This is a genomic window from Bacillus sp. FJAT-27916, from assembly GCF_001183965.1.
Lineage (GTDB): Bacteria > Bacillota > Bacilli > Bacillales > Pradoshiaceae > Pradoshia.
In genome coordinates this window covers 2,023,223-2,040,805 of the sequence record NZ_LFZV01000001.1, presented here as the reverse complement: position 1 = coordinate 2,040,805, position 17,583 = coordinate 2,023,223, and the positions used below count along the sequence as shown (strand labels likewise).

17 protein-coding genes are annotated in these 17,583 nt (G+C 43.6%); 3 read left to right on the top strand and 14 right to left on the bottom strand.

Features of this window, described 5'->3' with window-relative positions; genetic code table 11:
* Positions 1 to 269: 269 nt before the first annotated feature.
* The 3 genes from AC622_RS09790 (at position 270) to AC622_RS09780 (ending at position 4,365) form a co-directional block, all read left to right on the top strand.
* Positions 270 to 1,598 carry a glycosyltransferase family 4 protein gene (locus tag AC622_RS09790; protein WP_082197108.1) on the top strand — a complete coding sequence of 443 codons (1,329 nt, stop codon included), beginning with the start codon at positions 270 to 272 and terminating at the stop codon, positions 1,596 to 1,598.
* Positions 1,595 to 2,644: a CotS family spore coat protein gene (locus AC622_RS09785; protein ID WP_049670907.1), complete on the top strand. Its 1,050-nt coding sequence runs from the start codon at positions 1,595 to 1,597 to the stop codon at positions 2,642 to 2,644. Before AC622_RS09790 ends, AC622_RS09785 begins: the two co-directional genes overlap by 4 nt.
* A gap of 545 nt (positions 2,645 to 3,189) precedes the next feature.
* Positions 3,190 to 4,365 (top strand): amidase, encoded by a 1,176-nt coding sequence (locus AC622_RS09780; protein WP_049670906.1) that lies wholly within the window; start codon positions 3,190 to 3,192, stop codon positions 4,363 to 4,365.
* Between the two features lie 286 nt (positions 4,366 to 4,651).
* Here AC622_RS09780 and AC622_RS09775 read toward each other — a convergent pair whose 3' ends face one another.
* From AC622_RS09775 to AC622_RS09710, 14 genes are all read right to left on the bottom strand, one after another.
* Positions 4,652 to 5,104: a (2Fe-2S)-binding protein gene (locus tag AC622_RS09775; protein ID WP_049670905.1), complete on the bottom strand. Its 453-nt coding sequence runs from the start codon at positions 5,102 to 5,104 to the stop codon at positions 4,652 to 4,654.
* 264 nt (positions 5,105 to 5,368) lie between these two features.
* Entirely contained in the window at positions 5,369 to 6,541 is a 1,173-nt protein-coding gene (locus tag AC622_RS09770; protein WP_049670904.1) for an acyl-CoA dehydrogenase family protein, read from the bottom strand.
* A gap of 145 nt (positions 6,542 to 6,686) precedes the next feature.
* Positions 6,687 to 7,790, bottom strand: a complete 1,104-nt coding sequence (locus AC622_RS09765; RefSeq protein WP_049670903.1) for a CaiB/BaiF CoA transferase family protein — start codon at positions 7,788 to 7,790, stop codon at positions 6,687 to 6,689.
* Between the two features lie 101 nt (positions 7,791 to 7,891).
* Complete coding sequence (locus AC622_RS09760; RefSeq protein ID WP_049670902.1) at positions 7,892 to 9,178, bottom strand: acetyl-CoA hydrolase/transferase family protein; 1,287 nt, start codon at positions 9,176 to 9,178, stop codon at positions 7,892 to 7,894.
* A gap of 4 nt (positions 9,179 to 9,182) precedes the next feature.
* On the bottom strand, positions 9,183 to 10,376 hold the full coding sequence (locus AC622_RS09755; protein WP_049670901.1) for a thiolase family protein: 1,194 nt from the start codon (positions 10,374 to 10,376) through the stop codon (positions 9,183 to 9,185).
* Complete coding sequence (locus AC622_RS09750; protein WP_049670900.1) at positions 10,373 to 11,251, bottom strand: hydroxymethylglutaryl-CoA lyase; 879 nt, start codon at positions 11,249 to 11,251, stop codon at positions 10,373 to 10,375. The genes AC622_RS09755 and AC622_RS09750 overlap by 4 nt, the downstream gene beginning before the upstream one ends.
* A gap of 15 nt (positions 11,252 to 11,266) precedes the next feature.
* Positions 11,267 to 12,442: an acyl-CoA dehydrogenase family protein gene (locus AC622_RS09745; protein WP_049670899.1), complete on the bottom strand. Its 1,176-nt coding sequence runs from the start codon at positions 12,440 to 12,442 to the stop codon at positions 11,267 to 11,269.
* A gap of 2 nt (positions 12,443 to 12,444) precedes the next feature.
* Positions 12,445 to 13,233 carry an enoyl-CoA hydratase/isomerase family protein gene (locus AC622_RS09740; protein WP_049672883.1) on the bottom strand — a complete coding sequence of 263 codons (789 nt, stop codon included), beginning with the start codon at positions 13,231 to 13,233 and terminating at the stop codon, positions 12,445 to 12,447.
* 23 nt (positions 13,234 to 13,256) lie between these two features.
* Entirely contained in the window at positions 13,257 to 14,039 is a 783-nt protein-coding gene (locus AC622_RS09735) for an enoyl-CoA hydratase/isomerase family protein (protein ID WP_049670898.1), read from the bottom strand.
* A 14-nt stretch (positions 14,040 to 14,053) separates the two neighbouring features.
* Complete coding sequence (locus AC622_RS09730) at positions 14,054 to 15,256, bottom strand: CaiB/BaiF CoA transferase family protein (protein WP_049670897.1); 1,203 nt, start codon at positions 15,254 to 15,256, stop codon at positions 14,054 to 14,056.
* Between the two features lie 15 nt (positions 15,257 to 15,271).
* A complete protein-coding gene (locus AC622_RS09725; RefSeq protein WP_049670896.1) occupies positions 15,272 to 16,051 on the bottom strand; it encodes an IclR family transcriptional regulator in 780 nt (259 codons plus the stop codon).
* 123 nt (positions 16,052 to 16,174) lie between these two features.
* Positions 16,175 to 16,579, bottom strand: a complete 405-nt coding sequence (locus AC622_RS09720) for a PaaI family thioesterase (RefSeq protein WP_049670895.1) — start codon at positions 16,577 to 16,579, stop codon at positions 16,175 to 16,177.
* A gap of 31 nt (positions 16,580 to 16,610) precedes the next feature.
* Positions 16,611 to 16,991, bottom strand: a complete 381-nt coding sequence (locus AC622_RS09715) for a MaoC/PaaZ C-terminal domain-containing protein (RefSeq protein WP_049670894.1) — start codon at positions 16,989 to 16,991, stop codon at positions 16,611 to 16,613.
* The gene (locus tag AC622_RS09710; RefSeq protein ID WP_049670893.1) at positions 16,988 to 17,410 is read right to left on the bottom strand and encodes an FAS1-like dehydratase domain-containing protein; all 423 of its coding nucleotides are present in this window, start codon (positions 17,408 to 17,410) and stop codon (positions 16,988 to 16,990) included. Before AC622_RS09710 ends, AC622_RS09715 begins: the two co-directional genes overlap by 4 nt.
* Positions 17,411 to 17,583: the final 173 nt, after the last annotated feature.

The following is a 17,583-nucleotide window of genomic DNA, read 5'->3' as shown; positions in this document are numbered from 1 at the left end:
ATGATAAAGGGATAGGGTATGGATTATTATCTACCCTCTTATCGCTTCTTTTATGTGCCTTTCAAGAAATTTATGTACGCCAGTATAGGCAAATGAGAAAACCACCCCATCTTCAATTTCATAAGCTAAACCGAGTTGTCAGAAATATACCTTAGTGGGACATGCCATCTTCTTTCGTTTTCTGAGTTGTATTGGATCCTATTTACGAAGGTTGACTGGACTCCATATGATTAGATGAAAAATCATGAAGAAAGGATGATGTACGTAACGTGAAAATCGCCCTTATATGTACGGAAAAGTTACCGGTCCCCCCCATTAGAGGCGGGGCTATACAAGTGTTGATTGACGGTGTGCTGCCCTATTTAAACGAGCGGAACGATGTAACGGTGTTTGGAATTGCTGATCCTGACCTTGACCCGGCGGAAATCAAAAATGGCATTGAGTATATTCGGGTTCCTCAGGAGAATTATGTAAGTCATATTCATAATGCATTAGCTCAGAAATTCGCTGACGGAGTCTCCTATGACCTTGTCCATGTATTTAATCGGCCGCTTGATGTCCTGACCTATAAATTAGCTCAGCCGAATAGCCGCTTTGTCTTAAGCCTGCATAACGAAATGTTTAAGGACACGAAGATTACACAAGAAGCTGGTGAGGCCGTTATCCAATCGGTCGAACGAATTATGACGGTGAGTGCCTTCATTGCTAAGACGATAACTAATCGCTTCCCGATAGCTATCGGGAAAGTACAGCCGGTTTATTCTGGAATGGACCTTATGAAATATACCCCTATATGGGATGAGAATGTTCAGAGCCTAAGAGCAGAACTTAGAGGAAAATATAAGGTTGATGGGAAAAAGGTTATCTTATTTGTCGGTCGTCTTAGCAAAGTGAAAGGACCTGAGATACTGCTGGAGGCGATGAAGGACGTTCTTGTCGTTCACCCAGATGCCGTTGTCGTCATTGTTGGGAGTAAATGGTTCAGCGATGAAACCATCGATGATTATGGCAAAATGCTCAGGAGTCTTGCTAAATCATTAGGTAGTAATAAAGTAATCTTTACTGGCTTTGTTCCGCCGATTCAAATTCCTACCATGTATTTATTAGGCGATTTGTTTGTTTGCAGCTCTCAATGGGAGGAGCCGCTCGCACGAGTCCACTACGAAGCAATGGGAGCTGGCCTGCCTATCATCACAACCAATCGCGGAGGAAATGCTGAAGTCGTTCATCATAACCTAAATGGCATCGTTTTGGATGATTACACGAATTCGAAAGCTTTCTCAGAGGCCATTATCGATTTATTGTCGAATGCGGACAAAGCAAACGCTCTTTCAAGAGAAGGCCGGAAACACGCAGAGAACACCTTCGGATTTGAACAAGTATATGAACGTTTAGAGAATTTTTATTTGACAGCCATGAATGCAGAAAAGGCAGAAATCATGCCAAGGAGACAGGTCGAACGATTCATAAATTCCATGAATAAACAAAAGAAAAAGAAAAAAAGAAAAGCAGATGGCCGAAAGAGGACGAGAAAAAGAAATGATGATCGGAAGCGGAATAAAAGAAAGAGTCATAAGCATCGGGAGGAAAAGAAATGAGTCACACCTCCTTAAAGAATGCCCATTTAGCCTTATCAGCCTATCCGATCAATAGTACCATGGTGAAATTCCGGCCCCTGAAGAAAAAGACAACCAAAAAATCTGTCTGGGAAATACGAACGAACAAAGGGACGTATATCTTAAAAAAAGTACCTTTGGATAAAGACCGAATTCAGTTCATGGCACATGCCATAGACTATTTAAGGACAAACGGAGTGAAAACCCCTCAGGTTATTCGTACAAAGACAGGAGAAGTTTTCACGAATGTCCATGATGAGTACTATATCGTTTTTGAAGCGGTACATGGGAGGAGCCCCGATTATAAAAAAAAGCATGATTTAAAAAAAATCATGGAAGGTGTCGGCCATTTCCATAAAGGGTCCTCCGGATTTAGGTCGCCAATCGGATATTATCCCTCCTTCCTGCTGGATGAACGAAAATCCAATTACGAGAAGCGATATAAAAGATTGCTTGAATTAAAAAAGATCCGTTTAGAATCGCTATCCTTAAATGAATTCGATCGTCTTTTTCTAAAAACTGTCGATACATTCTTAAAACAATGTAAATCCTCCCTATCCCTTTTCGATAAAGAATCGTATGATACATGGGCAGAAACCATACACAAAAACATCAATTTATGTCATCAGGATTATGCTGAAAATAACCTCCTGATTACCCCTGATTCAGATTTGTATGTGTTTGACATGGATTCTCTGACTGTTGATCTGCCAATCCGTGATATTCGTAAAATCCTCAATAAAGTAATGAGGAAAGAGGCAGAATGGAACCTTGATATAATGCTTAGAATGTTAAAAGATTACCAGCGTGTCAATCCTTTATCAAAGGAACAGTATGAAATATTAGGTGCAGAGCTCATGTTCCCTCATCTATTCTACGACCAAGCCACCACATATTACTACAAAAGGCAGAATAATTGGTCCGAAGAAAAACATGTAATGAAGTTGAAAAACGTGATTTCTACAGAGATGAGCAAAGATAAAGTGCTTCCCGCCTTTCTTCAACGAATGAATGAGGTGATCGATTAAGTCATCAGGATTAAGGGAGGGTAAACATACCGCATACGATAATGGGGGCTATATTCAAGCGTGGAATTGGAAAGAGCTTGAACAACTCATTTCCCATTAACCGATAAACAAATGAATCTCTTATATACTTCTTCTCTATCTTCATTTTGTCTATTCCAGTGTCAAATACCGCTACAAAAAAGAGACAAGTGCTTCATGAAAGAAATTAGCTGCAGCTAATCAATTCGAAACAGAAAAATGAGCAAGATTAGAAAGCTAAGGAAAAACCCTCAATTTTCTATCATCAGCCATCTCCTCTTATGAAGAGATGGCTGATTTTATGCAGGATATTAAACACTTGCATTCTGAAGATAGGAGAATTCTTCACTTGGCAGTATAGCATGATAGGTTTGCTGCACGAACAATTGATCTTCCTTTTCGTATCAGAACAGCTTTTTTTGCTAAACCTAAAGAATCACTATATTTGAGAGACAAGCATTCCTTTATAGCATACGGGCAGCCATAGTAGGAGCGCTCCCGACTTGTTTTCGAAAGGAGGAATAGAAATGACACGAGGTCAAAACGCTTATATGGACAATTCAATTGTCATTAAACGAGCGAAATCAGGACCTTTGGATGGGCTCAGTTTTTCCGTAAAGGATGTATTTGAAGTTAAGGGGCATACGAACAGCGCCGGTAATCCAGATTGGCTGCGAACCCATGAAAAAGCCTCTTCCCACTCTCCTGTTATAGAAAAATTGCTTAATAATGGAGCAAGCATGAACGGGATAACAATCACAGATGAATTAATGTACAGCCTTGATGGAATCAATGCTCATTACGGTACACCGAGAAATCCTAAAGCCCCAAACCATATTCCCGGCGGTTCATCAAGCGGCTCTGCTGTATCGGTTGCAAGCGGAGATGTGGATTTCTCCATCGGAACAGATACAGGCGGTTCCATGCGGATTCCTGCATCCTATTGCGGTATTTATGGATTCCGGCCAAGCCATGGCATCATTTCAACAGCTGGTTGTATTCCTATGGCCAAAAGCTTCGATACAGTTGGCTGGATGGCAAGAAATCCAGATGTTTTAAGAAGAGTTGGTGAAGTCTTTCTAGGAGAGCGCCAATTGAATAGGAAACCCTTTACGACCATTTATTTTCCGGAGCAGATATGGAATGGCCTGCTAGATAAGAGTATCGTGGAAAACGTGAAAGGTAAGACAAACGCACTTCTTTCAAATCAATTTCAAGAGACGTTTATCAACTGGCAGAAAGCCGGCTTTTCACAATGGCCGGAAATCTTTAGAGTCATACAGGGATATGAAGTATGGCAGGAACATGGGGATTGGGTTGAGCGTGTGAATCCTTCCTTCGGACCAGGGATTTCTGACCGGATGAAAATGGCCGCGACCATCACGGAATTTGAAATGAAGCAAGCATGGAAAAAAAGAACGGTCATTGAACAAATGATTACTAACCTTCTTCAAGAAGATAGCCTGCTTATCATCCCGACAGCCGTACAAGGTCCCCCTTCTCTTCAATCCTCTCAAGAGGAATTGAAACAGATTCGCTCAAAAAATCTCCAGTTGACTTGTATTGCATCATTATGCGGCCTCCCGCAATTGAGCATTCCTCTTTTTGAATATAAAGGATGCCCAATTGGTCTCTCTTTTGTGGCCAACCGAAGGGAAGATTTACGCTTATTGAAGCTTGGGGAAGAATTGGCTAACCAATAGAGGAATCGCAAACCGGTATTGCCGGCTGATTATTGGTTTATAGGAGTAATTAGTAAAATCAATACATAGGAGCGTAATGGAGAAACACCCAACATCAGCAAGTTCATTCTTTACTGAGCTTAAAGAACATCTCATGTTCTCTTGTTACCGACTTCCCTTCATTCCCTTCACAAACCAATATATTTTGTAAAGATTACCCAGTCGCATTTCCTTCGCATCTTGTTGGATGACAGACTCTTGATTAGTAACAGGATGAATCATGCATTCACTTCCTCCTAAAAATTTTTTAATGCCAAGTGCCATGACTGGAACCAGCCAGCCTTTGTGCAGGCTCTGGTCTCTCCTGCGATATGGTCACAGCTAATGCCTGCTCGATTTGTTCCTTTGAAGGTGGTGGATTGATCTCTAGCATGCTCCTTTCATCCATCATGAATCTTTTATTTTCATTTTCTCTCTGTGCCACATTTTTTATGGTAGTGATTGACTTCCCATTTACTTGATGTGCCAGAAGGAGACATGATTTAAGCATTTCTCCCTCTATAAGAACCGTACATGCTTGGCATTGACCCCTTCCGCAAGGTTCAAGAGTTCCAAAAAGGAGAAGCCTTTCACGCAAAAGATTCATGACCTTTTCCATCGGATTCACCAATAAATGATACCGAATGCCGTTCACTGTAATGGATAAGGTTATTTTCCGTTTTTGATTGAATGGCAAAACATCAGCTTTCTTAGCCTTCATTCCACCTACTCCTTTCTTTCAAATACGCTAAATCGTTTATAACAAAAGAACCATTTCTTCGTTCATTCCAAAAAAGGAATAGATTGAGGTTTATTTCATTTTGAATGAAGCTTCCCTATTTTGCACGCTAATTGACAGGGAATCTCACATAGAATTTTTTTCAGCAAAAGAATAACGGCTCCAAGCATGGGAACCGTTTTAAAAATGGTGAAATTAATGTGTCATTCTCCTTCACATGCTTACCCGTCTGTCATAAGCAATTGCTTATACCTGTATAATCTTTGAGTTCTTCTCATATTCCTTATGAAGCTGAGCAGCGATAATGTTCTTCTGAATTTCAGAGGTTCCTTCATAAATTTTCGTGATGCGGGCGTCACGGTAATAGCGTTCAATCGGGAATTCCTTGATATACCCAATACCCCCATGGATTTGAACGGCTTTGTCAGCAATACGGTTATAGATTTCTGATCCGAGGAGCTTTGCCATGGCCGCTTCTTTAATCACATTCATCCCTTGGTCAACCATCCAGGCAACCCTGTATGTCATGGAGCGGAGTGTTTCCGTATCAAGGGCAATTTCAGCGAGATAATGCTGAATGATTTGCTGCTCAAAAATCGGTTTTCCGAACTGTTCGCGCTCATGTGCATATTTAGTGGAAAGCTCAAGCAGCTTTTGGCATGAGCCAAGATTTCGGGCGGCAAGCCCCGCTCGTCCGTTAGCCAATATTTTCAGCGCATTTATGTAGCCAAGCCCCTCTGTTCCAAGCACGTTATCATCGGGGACCTCACAATCCTCAAAGAAAATTTCAGACGAATGCGAACCGCGCAGTCCCATCTTCTCTTCTGTTTTGCCGACGACAAACCCAGGAAAATCCTTTTCAATGATAAAGGATGTAATCCCTTTTGCGCCTTTGTCCCGGTCTGTGACAGCCATAACTGTGAACACATCTGCAATTGGGCCGTTTGTGATGTAATGCTTAGAGCCGTTTAAGATATACTTATCCCCTTTTTTGACCGCGGTGGTTTTTAAGGCCGCTGCATTTGAACCTGCGCTAGGCTCTGTCAGGGCAAAGGCACCGATTCGGTCTCCTTTCGCCATGTCCGGCAAATACTGCTTCTTCTGCTGCTCAGTTCCCATTTCAACAATTCCCACTGAACTAATGCCTGTATGGGCCCCAATCACGGTTGTATAGCCATTCGAGGTACGGCCTATTTCTTCATAGAGGGCACATTTACCGACCATATCTATCCCAATGCCCCCGTATTCTTCAGGGATGCTGAGTCCGAATAGACCCAGCTCCTTGCTCATGCTTATGATCTTCTCTGGTATCTCGTCATCCTGTTCAATTTGCTGGGCGAGTGGATCTACCGTATGGTCAATAAAATCCCGTATGGACTTCTTCATTTCAATCAGTTCATCGCTTAGAGAAAAATTCATGTATATCTCCCTTTCTTGGGTATTGTATAAATTTGATATTCTTCAACCATTCTTCTAAAAATGTACCACTATCTGAAATATCTTCTCATTTACGTCAAACGCCTATTGATTACCTGAAACTGTCCGACTGTGTATCCTAATGAAGTCAACTTCCTCCATGAGTGAATTTGCTAAGGCATTCTTTTGTGTGTGCTCCTAGAGCAGGAGGTTCCGTATCACGAGTTGATTCTGACAAGCCAGTAAATTGATTGGCCATATAACGATAGGAGCCATTGTCACTGATCAGGTTCCATTCCTTTAATCCATCCGCATAGGCAAGATCATCCGATTCAAGGACAGGCGCCATGCAGCAATCCACCTTAAGGGCAAATTGAGACCATTCCTTTAGCGTTTTCTCTTTAATGGCCGCGGAGATCTCTTCATAGACTGGATCTCCAGGTGAGGCCTTTGAGAATTGTTTGCTCTTCCAGTCTTCGCGTCCTAGAGCATCACAAAAGTTATGCCAAAATTTCTGTTCAAGTGCTCCAAGCGAGATATAGCGATGGTCAGCTGTTTCGTACAGGGTATAACAAACAAACACGCTGTTTAACTTCTCCACCCCATGTTTTTCACCGGTCAAACTTTCAATTAGAACATGATTAGACATAAGCGGAAGCAGTGATTTCGTTATAGCCAGGTCAATATAGGAGCCAGCCCCGGTCTGCATTTTCTTCACTAAAGCGGCTAATATCGCTTCACTTGCACTGATTCCCCCTATAAAATCAGCTAGTGTATTGCTAGGAAGATGAGGCTTGCCGTTTTCGTCCTTCATTTGAGCGAGCATACCGCTTAAGGCCATATAGTTGATATCATGGCCTCCAAGATGACTGAGGGGGCCGGTTTGACCATACCCAGTCAAAGAGCAGTAAATAATTTCTGGATTCACCTGCTTGATTTCGTCATATCCGATACCGATTCGTGATGCCACACCAGGTCTGAATCCTTCAATAAGTATATCTGCCTCTCGTGCTAGCTCGAGCGCTGATTCCCGGTCAGATGAATCCTTCAAGTTTAAGACAACACTTTTCTTTTTCCGATTTTGGGCAAGAAATACCGGGCCTTGTTCATTTTCATCCAAGGAGAAACGAGCCGGGTCACCAAATGGAGCCTCTATCTTGATCACTTCAGCTCCCATGTCCGCCAGCCGGTGCGTGGCATGCGGGCCGGGTAAATATTGCGTGAAATCCAATATACGAATTCCCTGTAGCATAGTAATCAACTGCCTTTCAGATTTTTTACTGGTTATCATTCACAATAGCTGAATACAGTATTTTATATATAGGCTTTCCACATAATCTCTTAGACTTTCATTCAGGAGACTATTTGATTCAGCTGCCATTGTAGATCCTCCTTGAAGGCCGGATGAACAATCGCAAGCAGTTCTGTACATCTTTCTTTAACTGTTTTCCCGAATAGACTAGCAATCCCATATTCTGTCACAACAAAATTAATCTCTGATTTGGCTGATGTAATAGATGAGGCAGTAAGCTTGATTCTTGATTCCGTTCCTCCCCTGGCAGTTGAAGGCAGCGCAATAATAGAACGACCGCCCTTCGAAAGACGGGAACCTATGATGAAATCCATTTGCCCGCCGACTCCTCCGACAGGATATTTTCCGACCTGCTCAGCATTGACATTGCCTAAAAGATCTACCTCCAGTGCTGAGTTGATGGAGCAAAACTGACTGATTTGGGCAATGACAGCCGGATTATGAGTGTACTCTACCCCTTTAAGCTGAATGGCTTCATTATGATGAGCAAAATCATATAATCTCTTCGTTCCCGTCAAGGTTGTGCAAATGGTTTCGTTTTGGTCTATTTCTTTATAGGCATTTGTCACAACACCTGATTCGATAAGGTCCACAACCTTGTCTGTAATGGAGCCGGAGTGGATGCCAAGATGGTTCTTGCCTTCTAAAGAGCTGAGAATACTATCTGCAAGGCGTCCTACTCCTACCTGGATAGTGGCCTGATTGGGGATTAATTCAGCTACATATTTCCCAATGATGGTTTCTTCTTTTCTTCCCTCTGCTGATTGAACTTCAACCATTGGCCGATTAGATAAAACAAAATAGTCGATTTCGCAAACATTAACGGAGCCATCCCCATTTGTAATAGGCAGCATCTCATTCACTTGTGCGATAACGACCTTCGCATATTTAATGAGGGAATGGATAATATCTACTGAAATGCCTAAATGACAGCTGCCATGCTCATCAGGCGGTGTCACTTGAATAAGCGCAGCATCAACAGGATTTTCTTCGAGCCATATTGGAATCTGAGATAAATTTACAGGCAGGTATTCACAGAAGTTATGAGAATGGGCTTTTTGAAGCTTTGCTGAATGCAGAAAGCTATGAATGATAAAATGAGACTGACATTCCGGCTCTGCATAAAGACAGGGACTGCCGATATTGAGTGTATAAAGAACGGTTTCTTCGAATCGGTCCCTTTGGCGGACCAATTCTTCCACTAGTGTTTGAGGTTCATTGCAAAAGGGAGCAAGAAAGACTCTATCATGTGATTGGAGAACAGAAACAGCTTCGTCAGCCCTAAGCTGCCGCCTCGTATATTCACTCAGCCAATTTGAGAGAGTCATCCACTTACACCTGCAAGTTTTCTATGATGGTCGTTATACCGAGGCCTCCACCGATACATAGAGTCACCATGCCGTATTTTTCTCCTCTTCGCTCCATTTCGTGAAGAAGCTTCGTCATAAGTACCCCTCCAGTTCCGCCTAATGGATGGCCAAGTGCAATAGCGCCGCCATTTACGTTTACCTTCTCGATATCAAGGGAAAGCTCCTTGATTACCGCAAGAGATTGTGCCGCAAATGCTTCATTTAGTTCAATTAAGCCGATTTCCTCAAGCTTAAGGTCCGCTTGCTTCAACGCCTTTCTTGTCGAGGGAGCAGGACCAATTCCCATGATCACAGGAGAGACGCCGGCAGTCGCCTGGGCGATTATTCGGGCTTTTGGCTTCAGCTCATACTTCACACTAGCTTCTTCAGACATCATCAAGATAACACCTGCTCCGTCATTTCTTCCGCTTGAGTTACCGGCAGTTACGGTTCCATTCTCTTTAAAAACAGCTGTTAAAGAGGACAGTTTCTCTAGTGTTGTTTCACGAGGATGCTCATCCACCTTGAACTCGACAATTCCGTTTTTTGTCTTCAGCTCATAAGGAACTATTTGCTCTTCAAATAATCCGCTCACAATGGCCTTCTTGGCATTTTCCTGACTCCTTAGGGCAAATTCATCTTGTTCTGTCCTTGATATTTGATAATGCTCAGCCAAGTTTTCAGCAGTCATTCCCATTGTAAGAGGGCCATATGTTTCCATCGGCTGTGCTCTTGGCTGGCTTTCCGTATTTGGGTCAAGGAGCAGCCCATTTCCTGCCCCATAGCCATAGCGGGCATTACGTAAATAAAACGGTGCCGTACTCATACTCTCCGCACCGCCAGCAATAATGACATCCGCAAACTCGCACATGATTTGCTGATGGGCATTGTTCATTGACTGGAGCCCGGAGCCGCATTGACGATGAATTGTGTAGCCTGATACTTCTATTGGCAGGCCTGCTCTTAATAGGGCAAGCCTCGCGAGATTAGGAGAATCCGTGCTTTGCTTTGCCTGTCCAAGGATGACCTCATCGACCGTATTAGCATCAATCCCTGTTCGAGCGACAATCTCATTGATGACCTTCGCGGCTAAATAATCTACTTCTACATCCTTTAACGCACCGCCCATTCGACCGACAGCCGTTCGGACAGAATCAATAATGACAGGATTTTTCAAATTATTTCCTCCTTCAGCTGGGTGCTCGACAACCCTTTTGCAAATTGAGCCGCTTCTCGGAGTTTTAGCGGATTAATGCCTGTTGCACAGCCCATTTCCTCCACCATGTGCACAATTCTCTCACTGGCTATATTGCCGGTAGCACCTGGAGAATATGGACAGCCTCCAAGCCCGCCTGCCGAGCTGTCAAACTTCGTAATTCCTGCTTGCATGGAAGCGATTACATTCGCAAGCGCCATTTTGTTCGTATCGTGGAAATGGGCCACAAATGTCTGGTCAGGATATTGATCTGTTAATCTGGCAAAGCGTTCATAGACAAACTTTGGATCAGCCTGACCGTTTGTATCCCCGATGTCGACCTCATCAACACCTAAATCAACGAACCGGCTGCAAACTCGGTCAACCTCTTCAAAGGAAACATAGCCTTGGAATGGACACTTAAAAGCCATCGAAATATAAGCCCTGACAAATTTCCCCTCCTGTTTGGCTCCCTTGATCAGCCTTTCTGCCTCTTTGAGCGATTCGTCTGTTGTCCGGTTTACATTTCGTTTATTGAATTCATTGCTTGCTCCGATAAAGACAGCAACTTGAGGAACATCCATAGCAAGAGCTCTCTCCAAAGCTATCATATTTGGAGTTAGTGCAATATACGTCAGACCAAGCTCATTGCAGTAGGCGGCTATTTCCTCGGAATCAGCCATTTGCGGCACCCATTTTGGATGGACAAAGGAAGCCGTCTCTATTCGTTTAAAGCCTGATTCAGCTAATCGATTAATCAATTCTTTCTTCTCGTCAGTCGTGATGGGATTTGGTTCATTCTGCAGGCCGTCTCTCGGACCAACCTCAATAATCTCGACATCTTTTGGAAAAATCATTGTATTTCCTCCCGTTTAATAAGATCTTGGCATGCCTAGTACATGTTCGGATACATAGGACAAAATGAGGTTTGTAGATATCGGAGCAACCTGATAAAGTCTTGTTTCCCTGAATTTCCGTTCAATATCATATTCCTCCGTGAATCCAAAACCTCCATGTGTCTGCATGGCTACATTGGCTGCTTCCCATGAGGCATCAGCCGCAAGCAATTTCGCCATATTCGCCTCAGCACCGCATGATTCACCTCGGTCGAATAATTCCGCTGCCTTTATTCTCATAAGGTCAGCCGCTTCTATTTGAATATGGGATTTGGCAATAGGAAATTGAATACCTTGGTTTTGTCCAATAGGCCGATTAAAGACTATTCTTTGCTTTGAGTAATCAGCCGCTCGGTCAATAAACCATCTTCCATCTCCGATACACTCAGCCGCAATCAAGATTCTTTCCGCATTCATGCCATCAAGAATATAGCGAAAGCCTCTTCCTTCTTCACCGATTAAGTTCTCTGCCGGAACCTCCATGTCTTCCATGAAGAGCTCTGTCGTTGCATGATTCATCATGGTACGGATTGGTTTGATGGTCAGACCATTATCTATTGCTTCTTTTAAATCTATTAATAAGACGGATAGACCATCCGTTTTCTTTTTGACTTGCTCCAATGGTGTTGTGCGGACCAAGAGAATCATCAGATCAGAATGCTCTGCGCGCGAAATAAATACCTTCTGTCCATTGACGATATATTTATCTCCGACTCTTTCAGCAAAGGTTCGAAGCTTTGTCGTGTCCGTGCCTGTGTTAGGCTCCGTTACCCCAAAGGCCTGCAGCCGAAGGGTACCATCGGCAATCTTAGGGAGGTATTGACGCTTTTGTGCTAAACTTCCATGACGAAGCAGTGTTCCCATCGTATACATTTGTGCATGGCAGGCACCTGCGTTTCCACCAGAGCGGTTAATCTCCTCAAGAATAATGGAAGCCTCCATCATTCCGAGTCCTGAGCCGCCGTACTCCTCTGGAATAAGAGCTGCGAGGAAGCCATTCTTCGTAATATCATCCACAAATTCTTCAGGGTAGGCTAATTCAGCGTCTAATTTCCGCCAATACTCATCAGGGTATTTAGCGCATATGCTGCACACACTTTGACGTAGTTCGTCATGAAATTTGGCCTGTTCCTTATGCTCTGCTGCATTCATCCTCATTCCTCCACCCTTAACCGGAAATTTGGTTTTCTCTTCTCAAAAAAGGCGTTCCTTCCTTCGCTAAAGTCATCTGAATGAAAACAGATTCCTTGGGCCAATCCTTCCTCCTCTAATGTGTGTTCAAGATCAGCAAGAATGCTCCTATTGATAAGCTTTTTTGTTAACCCGATGGAATGGGCTGGTCCGTCAGCAAGTCTTCGCGCGAGCTTTTGTGCTTCCTCCATCAACATTTCATCATTAACCACCCGGTTAATCAGACCTAGCCTATGAGCTTCATCCGCTGTAATTCTCTCGCCAGTCATCATCAGTTCCATGGCCTTATGTCTGCCAATCAACCTCGGCAGAAAATAGATTGACCCTAAATCTGGGATAAGACCTACCTTGACAAAGCTTTGAATATAGACAGCACTGCTGCAAGAAAGAATCATGTCACAGGCAAGAGCCATACTGACGCCCGCTCCCGCTGCAGCCCCATTGACTGCTGCAATAATCGGTTTCTCCAGCTGAATCATTGATTGAATCATGGCATGGCCGCTTTGGAGCCTCTTCCTGCCCTTGAATGGATCCAGTCCCTCCATTTGACTTAAATCTCCCCCTGCCGAAAAGACTGGACCATTGCCAGTGAGAATGATGCAGCGGATTGATTCATCCTCACCTGCTTTCGTGAAAAAATCCCTTAATTCATAACGGGTCTCAAGACCAAGAGCATTCCTCACTTCAGGCCGGTTCAGCCTGACGGTACACACGCCACCCGACGTGTCTATCGTTATCGTTTCATACCCCATGAAATTCGTTCCGCCTTTCTTCATTACTCGCCGATAAATTGCGGCTGCCTTTTCTCCACAAATGCCCTGACACCCTCAAGACGATCCTTTGTATTTACACAGCGGTTGTAAAAATCAATTTCAACCTCACGTGCCTCTTTTTCATTCATGCTGTAAAGTTCATCAATGGAGGCTTTGCAATATTGAACGGCAAGCGGAGCATTCAAAGCGATTTTCTCGGCAAAGGCAACGGATTCCTCTTTCATTTTTTCCCTTGTCGTAAGGAGATTGATTAATCCGCATGCTTCAGCTTCTCGTGCAGGGACTTTTTTTCCGGTCAAAATCCATTCCTTTGCCTTATGGATCGGAATTCTTCTCGATAGAAGTCTTGTTCCTCCACCGCCCGGCATGATTCCCCTTGTGACCTCCGGCAGGCCAAAAACAGCATGCTTTGTAGCAATAATAAAATCACAGTTAAGGACAATTTCAAAGCCTCCCGCAAGTGCGTAGCCGTCAACAATGGCGATGACAGGCTGCTTCATATCCTGTATTTGATGAAACATAGCCTCAAACAGCTCATGCTGTTCCTTCCACTCCTCCTCACTCATCCCATTCCGTTCCTTTAGGTCAGCACCGGAACAAAAGGCCCCTTCAGTTGATGAGCGGATGAGGACCACTCTTGCCTCGCTATGATGAATCGTTTGGCAAAGTTCAAGAATTTCTTTCGCCATATCTGTCGTAAAGGCATTTCGCGCTTTCGGGCGGTCAAGAATGATTTCCGCAATGTCCTGATTGGTTCCTAATCGGTTATAATGGACATGATTCAACGACTATTCCTCCCTTATGATTGTTGGATAGATGGGTGGCTCCCTATGACATTCTCGCGCTGCAGTTCCCTTATTTCTTCCTCTGTATATCCTAAGCTGGTCAAGTATTCAGCCGTATGTTCTCCGAGGATAGGTGCATGGGCATACAGTTTGCCAGGTGTTTCAGAGAATTTAATCGGAAAACCAATCTGTTTGGTCACACCCGCAATAGGATGATCTTGCTCTGTCAGCATTTCTCTTGCTTGGATATGCGGGTCGGAGAAGGCCTCCCTCATGTCATTAACCGGTCCAATACATGTATCCTCCATAGATAACAGATCCATCCATTGCTCCTTCGTTCTTTCTAGGAATAAAGCAGTCAAATCCTCTATTAATTGTGTTTGAACGTGCTCATCCCCTTCGTGAAGCGGCTTCCAGTCTGGCCTTTCTACCAGCTCGCAGAAGCGATCCCAAAACTTCTTTTCCGATGCGCCTACTGATAGGTATTGACCGTCCTTCGTCTCATAGAGCTGATAGTAGGCAAATTGGCCATCAAGCCGGTTTTTGCCTCTTTCCGGAACATCATCCGTGACAAAATAATCGGAGGCTGCTGCATACAGCCAGGTGACAGCCCCGTCTGCCATGGATATATCAATGTATTGCCCCTTGCCTGTTTTTTCTTTATGTAATAAAGCCATCAGAATGCCGGATAAGGCCATGAGCGACCCGCCTCCGATATCAGCTATTTGAACGCCAGGTATCACAGGCTTTCCATCCTTCTCACCATTTAGAGAGAGGATTCCGGTGTATCCTGCATAATTGATGTCATGGCCTGGGAGTAAACGATAAGGCCCTGTTTGTCCATACCCTGTCAAGGAACAATACACAATTCCTGGATTAATCTTTGCGATTTCTTCATAGCCGATACCGAGTCTGTCCATGACACCCGGCCTGAAGCCCTCAATAATGACGTCAGCTTCTCCTGCCATTTTGTTAAATATAGCCATTCCAGCTTCTGTTTTCAGATTCAGCTCCACACTTCGTTTATTGCGGTTGACTGTCAAGTGTCTAGCCCCAATGCCATTGACAGCTGGTTTTCTGGAGCGTATGTAATCTCCTCTTCCAGGCTCTTCGATTTTGATGACTTCTGCTCCGTAATCAGCAAGCATGAGCGTACAATAAGGACCTGGAAGAAGTCTTGTTAAATCTAATACCTTAATACCGGTTAGAGCTCCCATTTTGCGGTCTCCTTTTCATTCATCTCCCTTTAGCTTCCGGCTGATTTCCATTGCCGCTTCCTTGATCAATAATCCCTTTCCCTCTAAATCTGCCTTATCGTGCCGAGAGGTAAAGCCAATCAGTTCAATCGACATTTCAACCTTATCTCCATGTGTCAAGAGTGGCGCCGCTATCCCGCATAACCCTTTTACATACTCCCCGTATGTGATGTGGTATCCGCGTTTTTTTAGCGTATCTAACTCCTTTTCCATTGCTTCGATTTCTGTCTCGGTATAGGTTTTAAGCCCCGTACCTGCATGCAGAATGTCTTTCCTCTTTTCCTTATCCAGATAGGCTAAAAGGCAAAGTCCGAAAGATCCGTCAGAAATCGAAAAGTGCCGGCCGACTGAAACCGTAACACCGAAATCGCTTGCCTCAGCCTTGCTGACGATGGCAAGCTTTCGGTCGTTAATCTTATTGACGAGGATTGCGGTCATCTGTGTGTCCTTTGCCAGTCTTTCAAGATAAGGCTGAATGATGAGGAGGTAATCAAGATGTTCTTTTGCACGCTCACCCAAAACAACAAGATACGGCCCAAGCGTATAGCGCTTTTTATCCTCCATGTAACGCACAACAGCCATCTCCTCCATGACACGGAGCAATCGATAACAGGTCGCTGGGTTCAAATTTAGTGCATTTGATATTTCTGTAATGGTTGATTCCTTGAAGCGGTTTCGGCTAAGCAGGCGGAGAATGGAAAAAGCATTTTCAAGAGCGGGAACGTTATATTTTTGTTTTTCCTTTGCTTGATTCAAATGAGTACACCTCAAATTGAAAATATTGGTAATACCAAAATTTTATAGGCGAAAAAACTTTTCGTCAATAAAAATTCCCATTATTTAGATAATTAGTGCATTCCTCATAGAAAATGGCCTAGATTATGATAATCTCAAAAGCTTAAAGGTTCCAATCGTTTTAGCTTTTAGCGCTCCATCCTCATCCTCTAGAAAACCTTCAGCCATAACGATGCTTTTCCCTGAATGGATGATTGCTGCTCTAGCTATGATATTCTCTCCTGCTTGAACCGCAGCTAAATAATGGATGGACATATTGACGGTGACTAACGGCGTCCCGCTCACAGACCTGATTGTAGCTCCCATAACCGAATCAAGCAGGCTGAACAATACCCCGCCATGTACAGCTTGATTGACATTAAGATGATGGTTTTGCACCTGCAGCGTGCAGCACACATTTCCCTCTTCAAAAATATCTGTATGAATATTCAAGTGCTTATTGAAGGCACTATTCTCAAAAATTCTTCTGACATCATCCAATGATTCCATTCATGCGGCCTCCTTCTATGAAACTATACATTCATTTTTTTACCGTAAATTCTGCCACAAGCTTGACCTCTCCTTGGTCATTCACCGCTTCTGCTGTACAAGTAAAATAATCGGCATTCTCTTGAAGGATTTGTCCATTAACGGTTATTCTTTCACCAGGTCGAGTCATGGCTTTAAAACGTGCTTTATAGGACCTGAGGTCATCAACAGAAACCCATTGGCCAATCGCCTGACCGACAAACCCCATGATCAGCATGCCGTGGGCGATCACTCCGCCAAGTCCTGCCTCCTCTGCAAAGGGAACAACCGTATGAATAGGGTTAAAGTCACCTGAGGCTCCTGCATAGCGAACAAGCTGTATATGGGTTACCGGTTCCTTGATGAATGATTCAAATATGGTTTCCTTGTTCATCCTTTTCTCTCCTTTTGCCTCTCGATTACGGTCGAACGACTGATCAGGACAAGCTCATCATGTTGATTCCGATATTCCTTTTTCAATACGACAAAGTTCATGGAGGATTTCTCATAGACATCCTCAACAATGGTTGAAACCGTAATCTGGTCACCAGGATGAATGGTCCCTGTATACTCATATGCCTGTTCCCCGTGAAGCACCCGCTTCACATCCAAATTTAAAAGGTCAGCTGTAGAAGACCCGCCTCCCCAGAAGTCAATGACCGTAGGAAATGTCGGAAGAATCTTCGTCCCATTTAAATATTCCTTCCGCTCATCCCCAATAGCGATGGCAAATTCGCGAATTTTTCCTTTTTCCACCTCAAATGTATACGTTTCAAGCTTAAGTCCCTTTTTCTCGAGTAATTGTGCATCCATTTTGATTCACTCCTATCGAAATTCATTCATTTACGAATCAAGGAAATTCTCCTAAGAGGCTTCTTCCTTGTATTTAATACATGCAAGATTTATGCCAATCAAATAGATAGATATTCTTCGACGCCTTATGCCCTCGAATTGTTTGAAATACGGACATTTGTATAGATGGATGC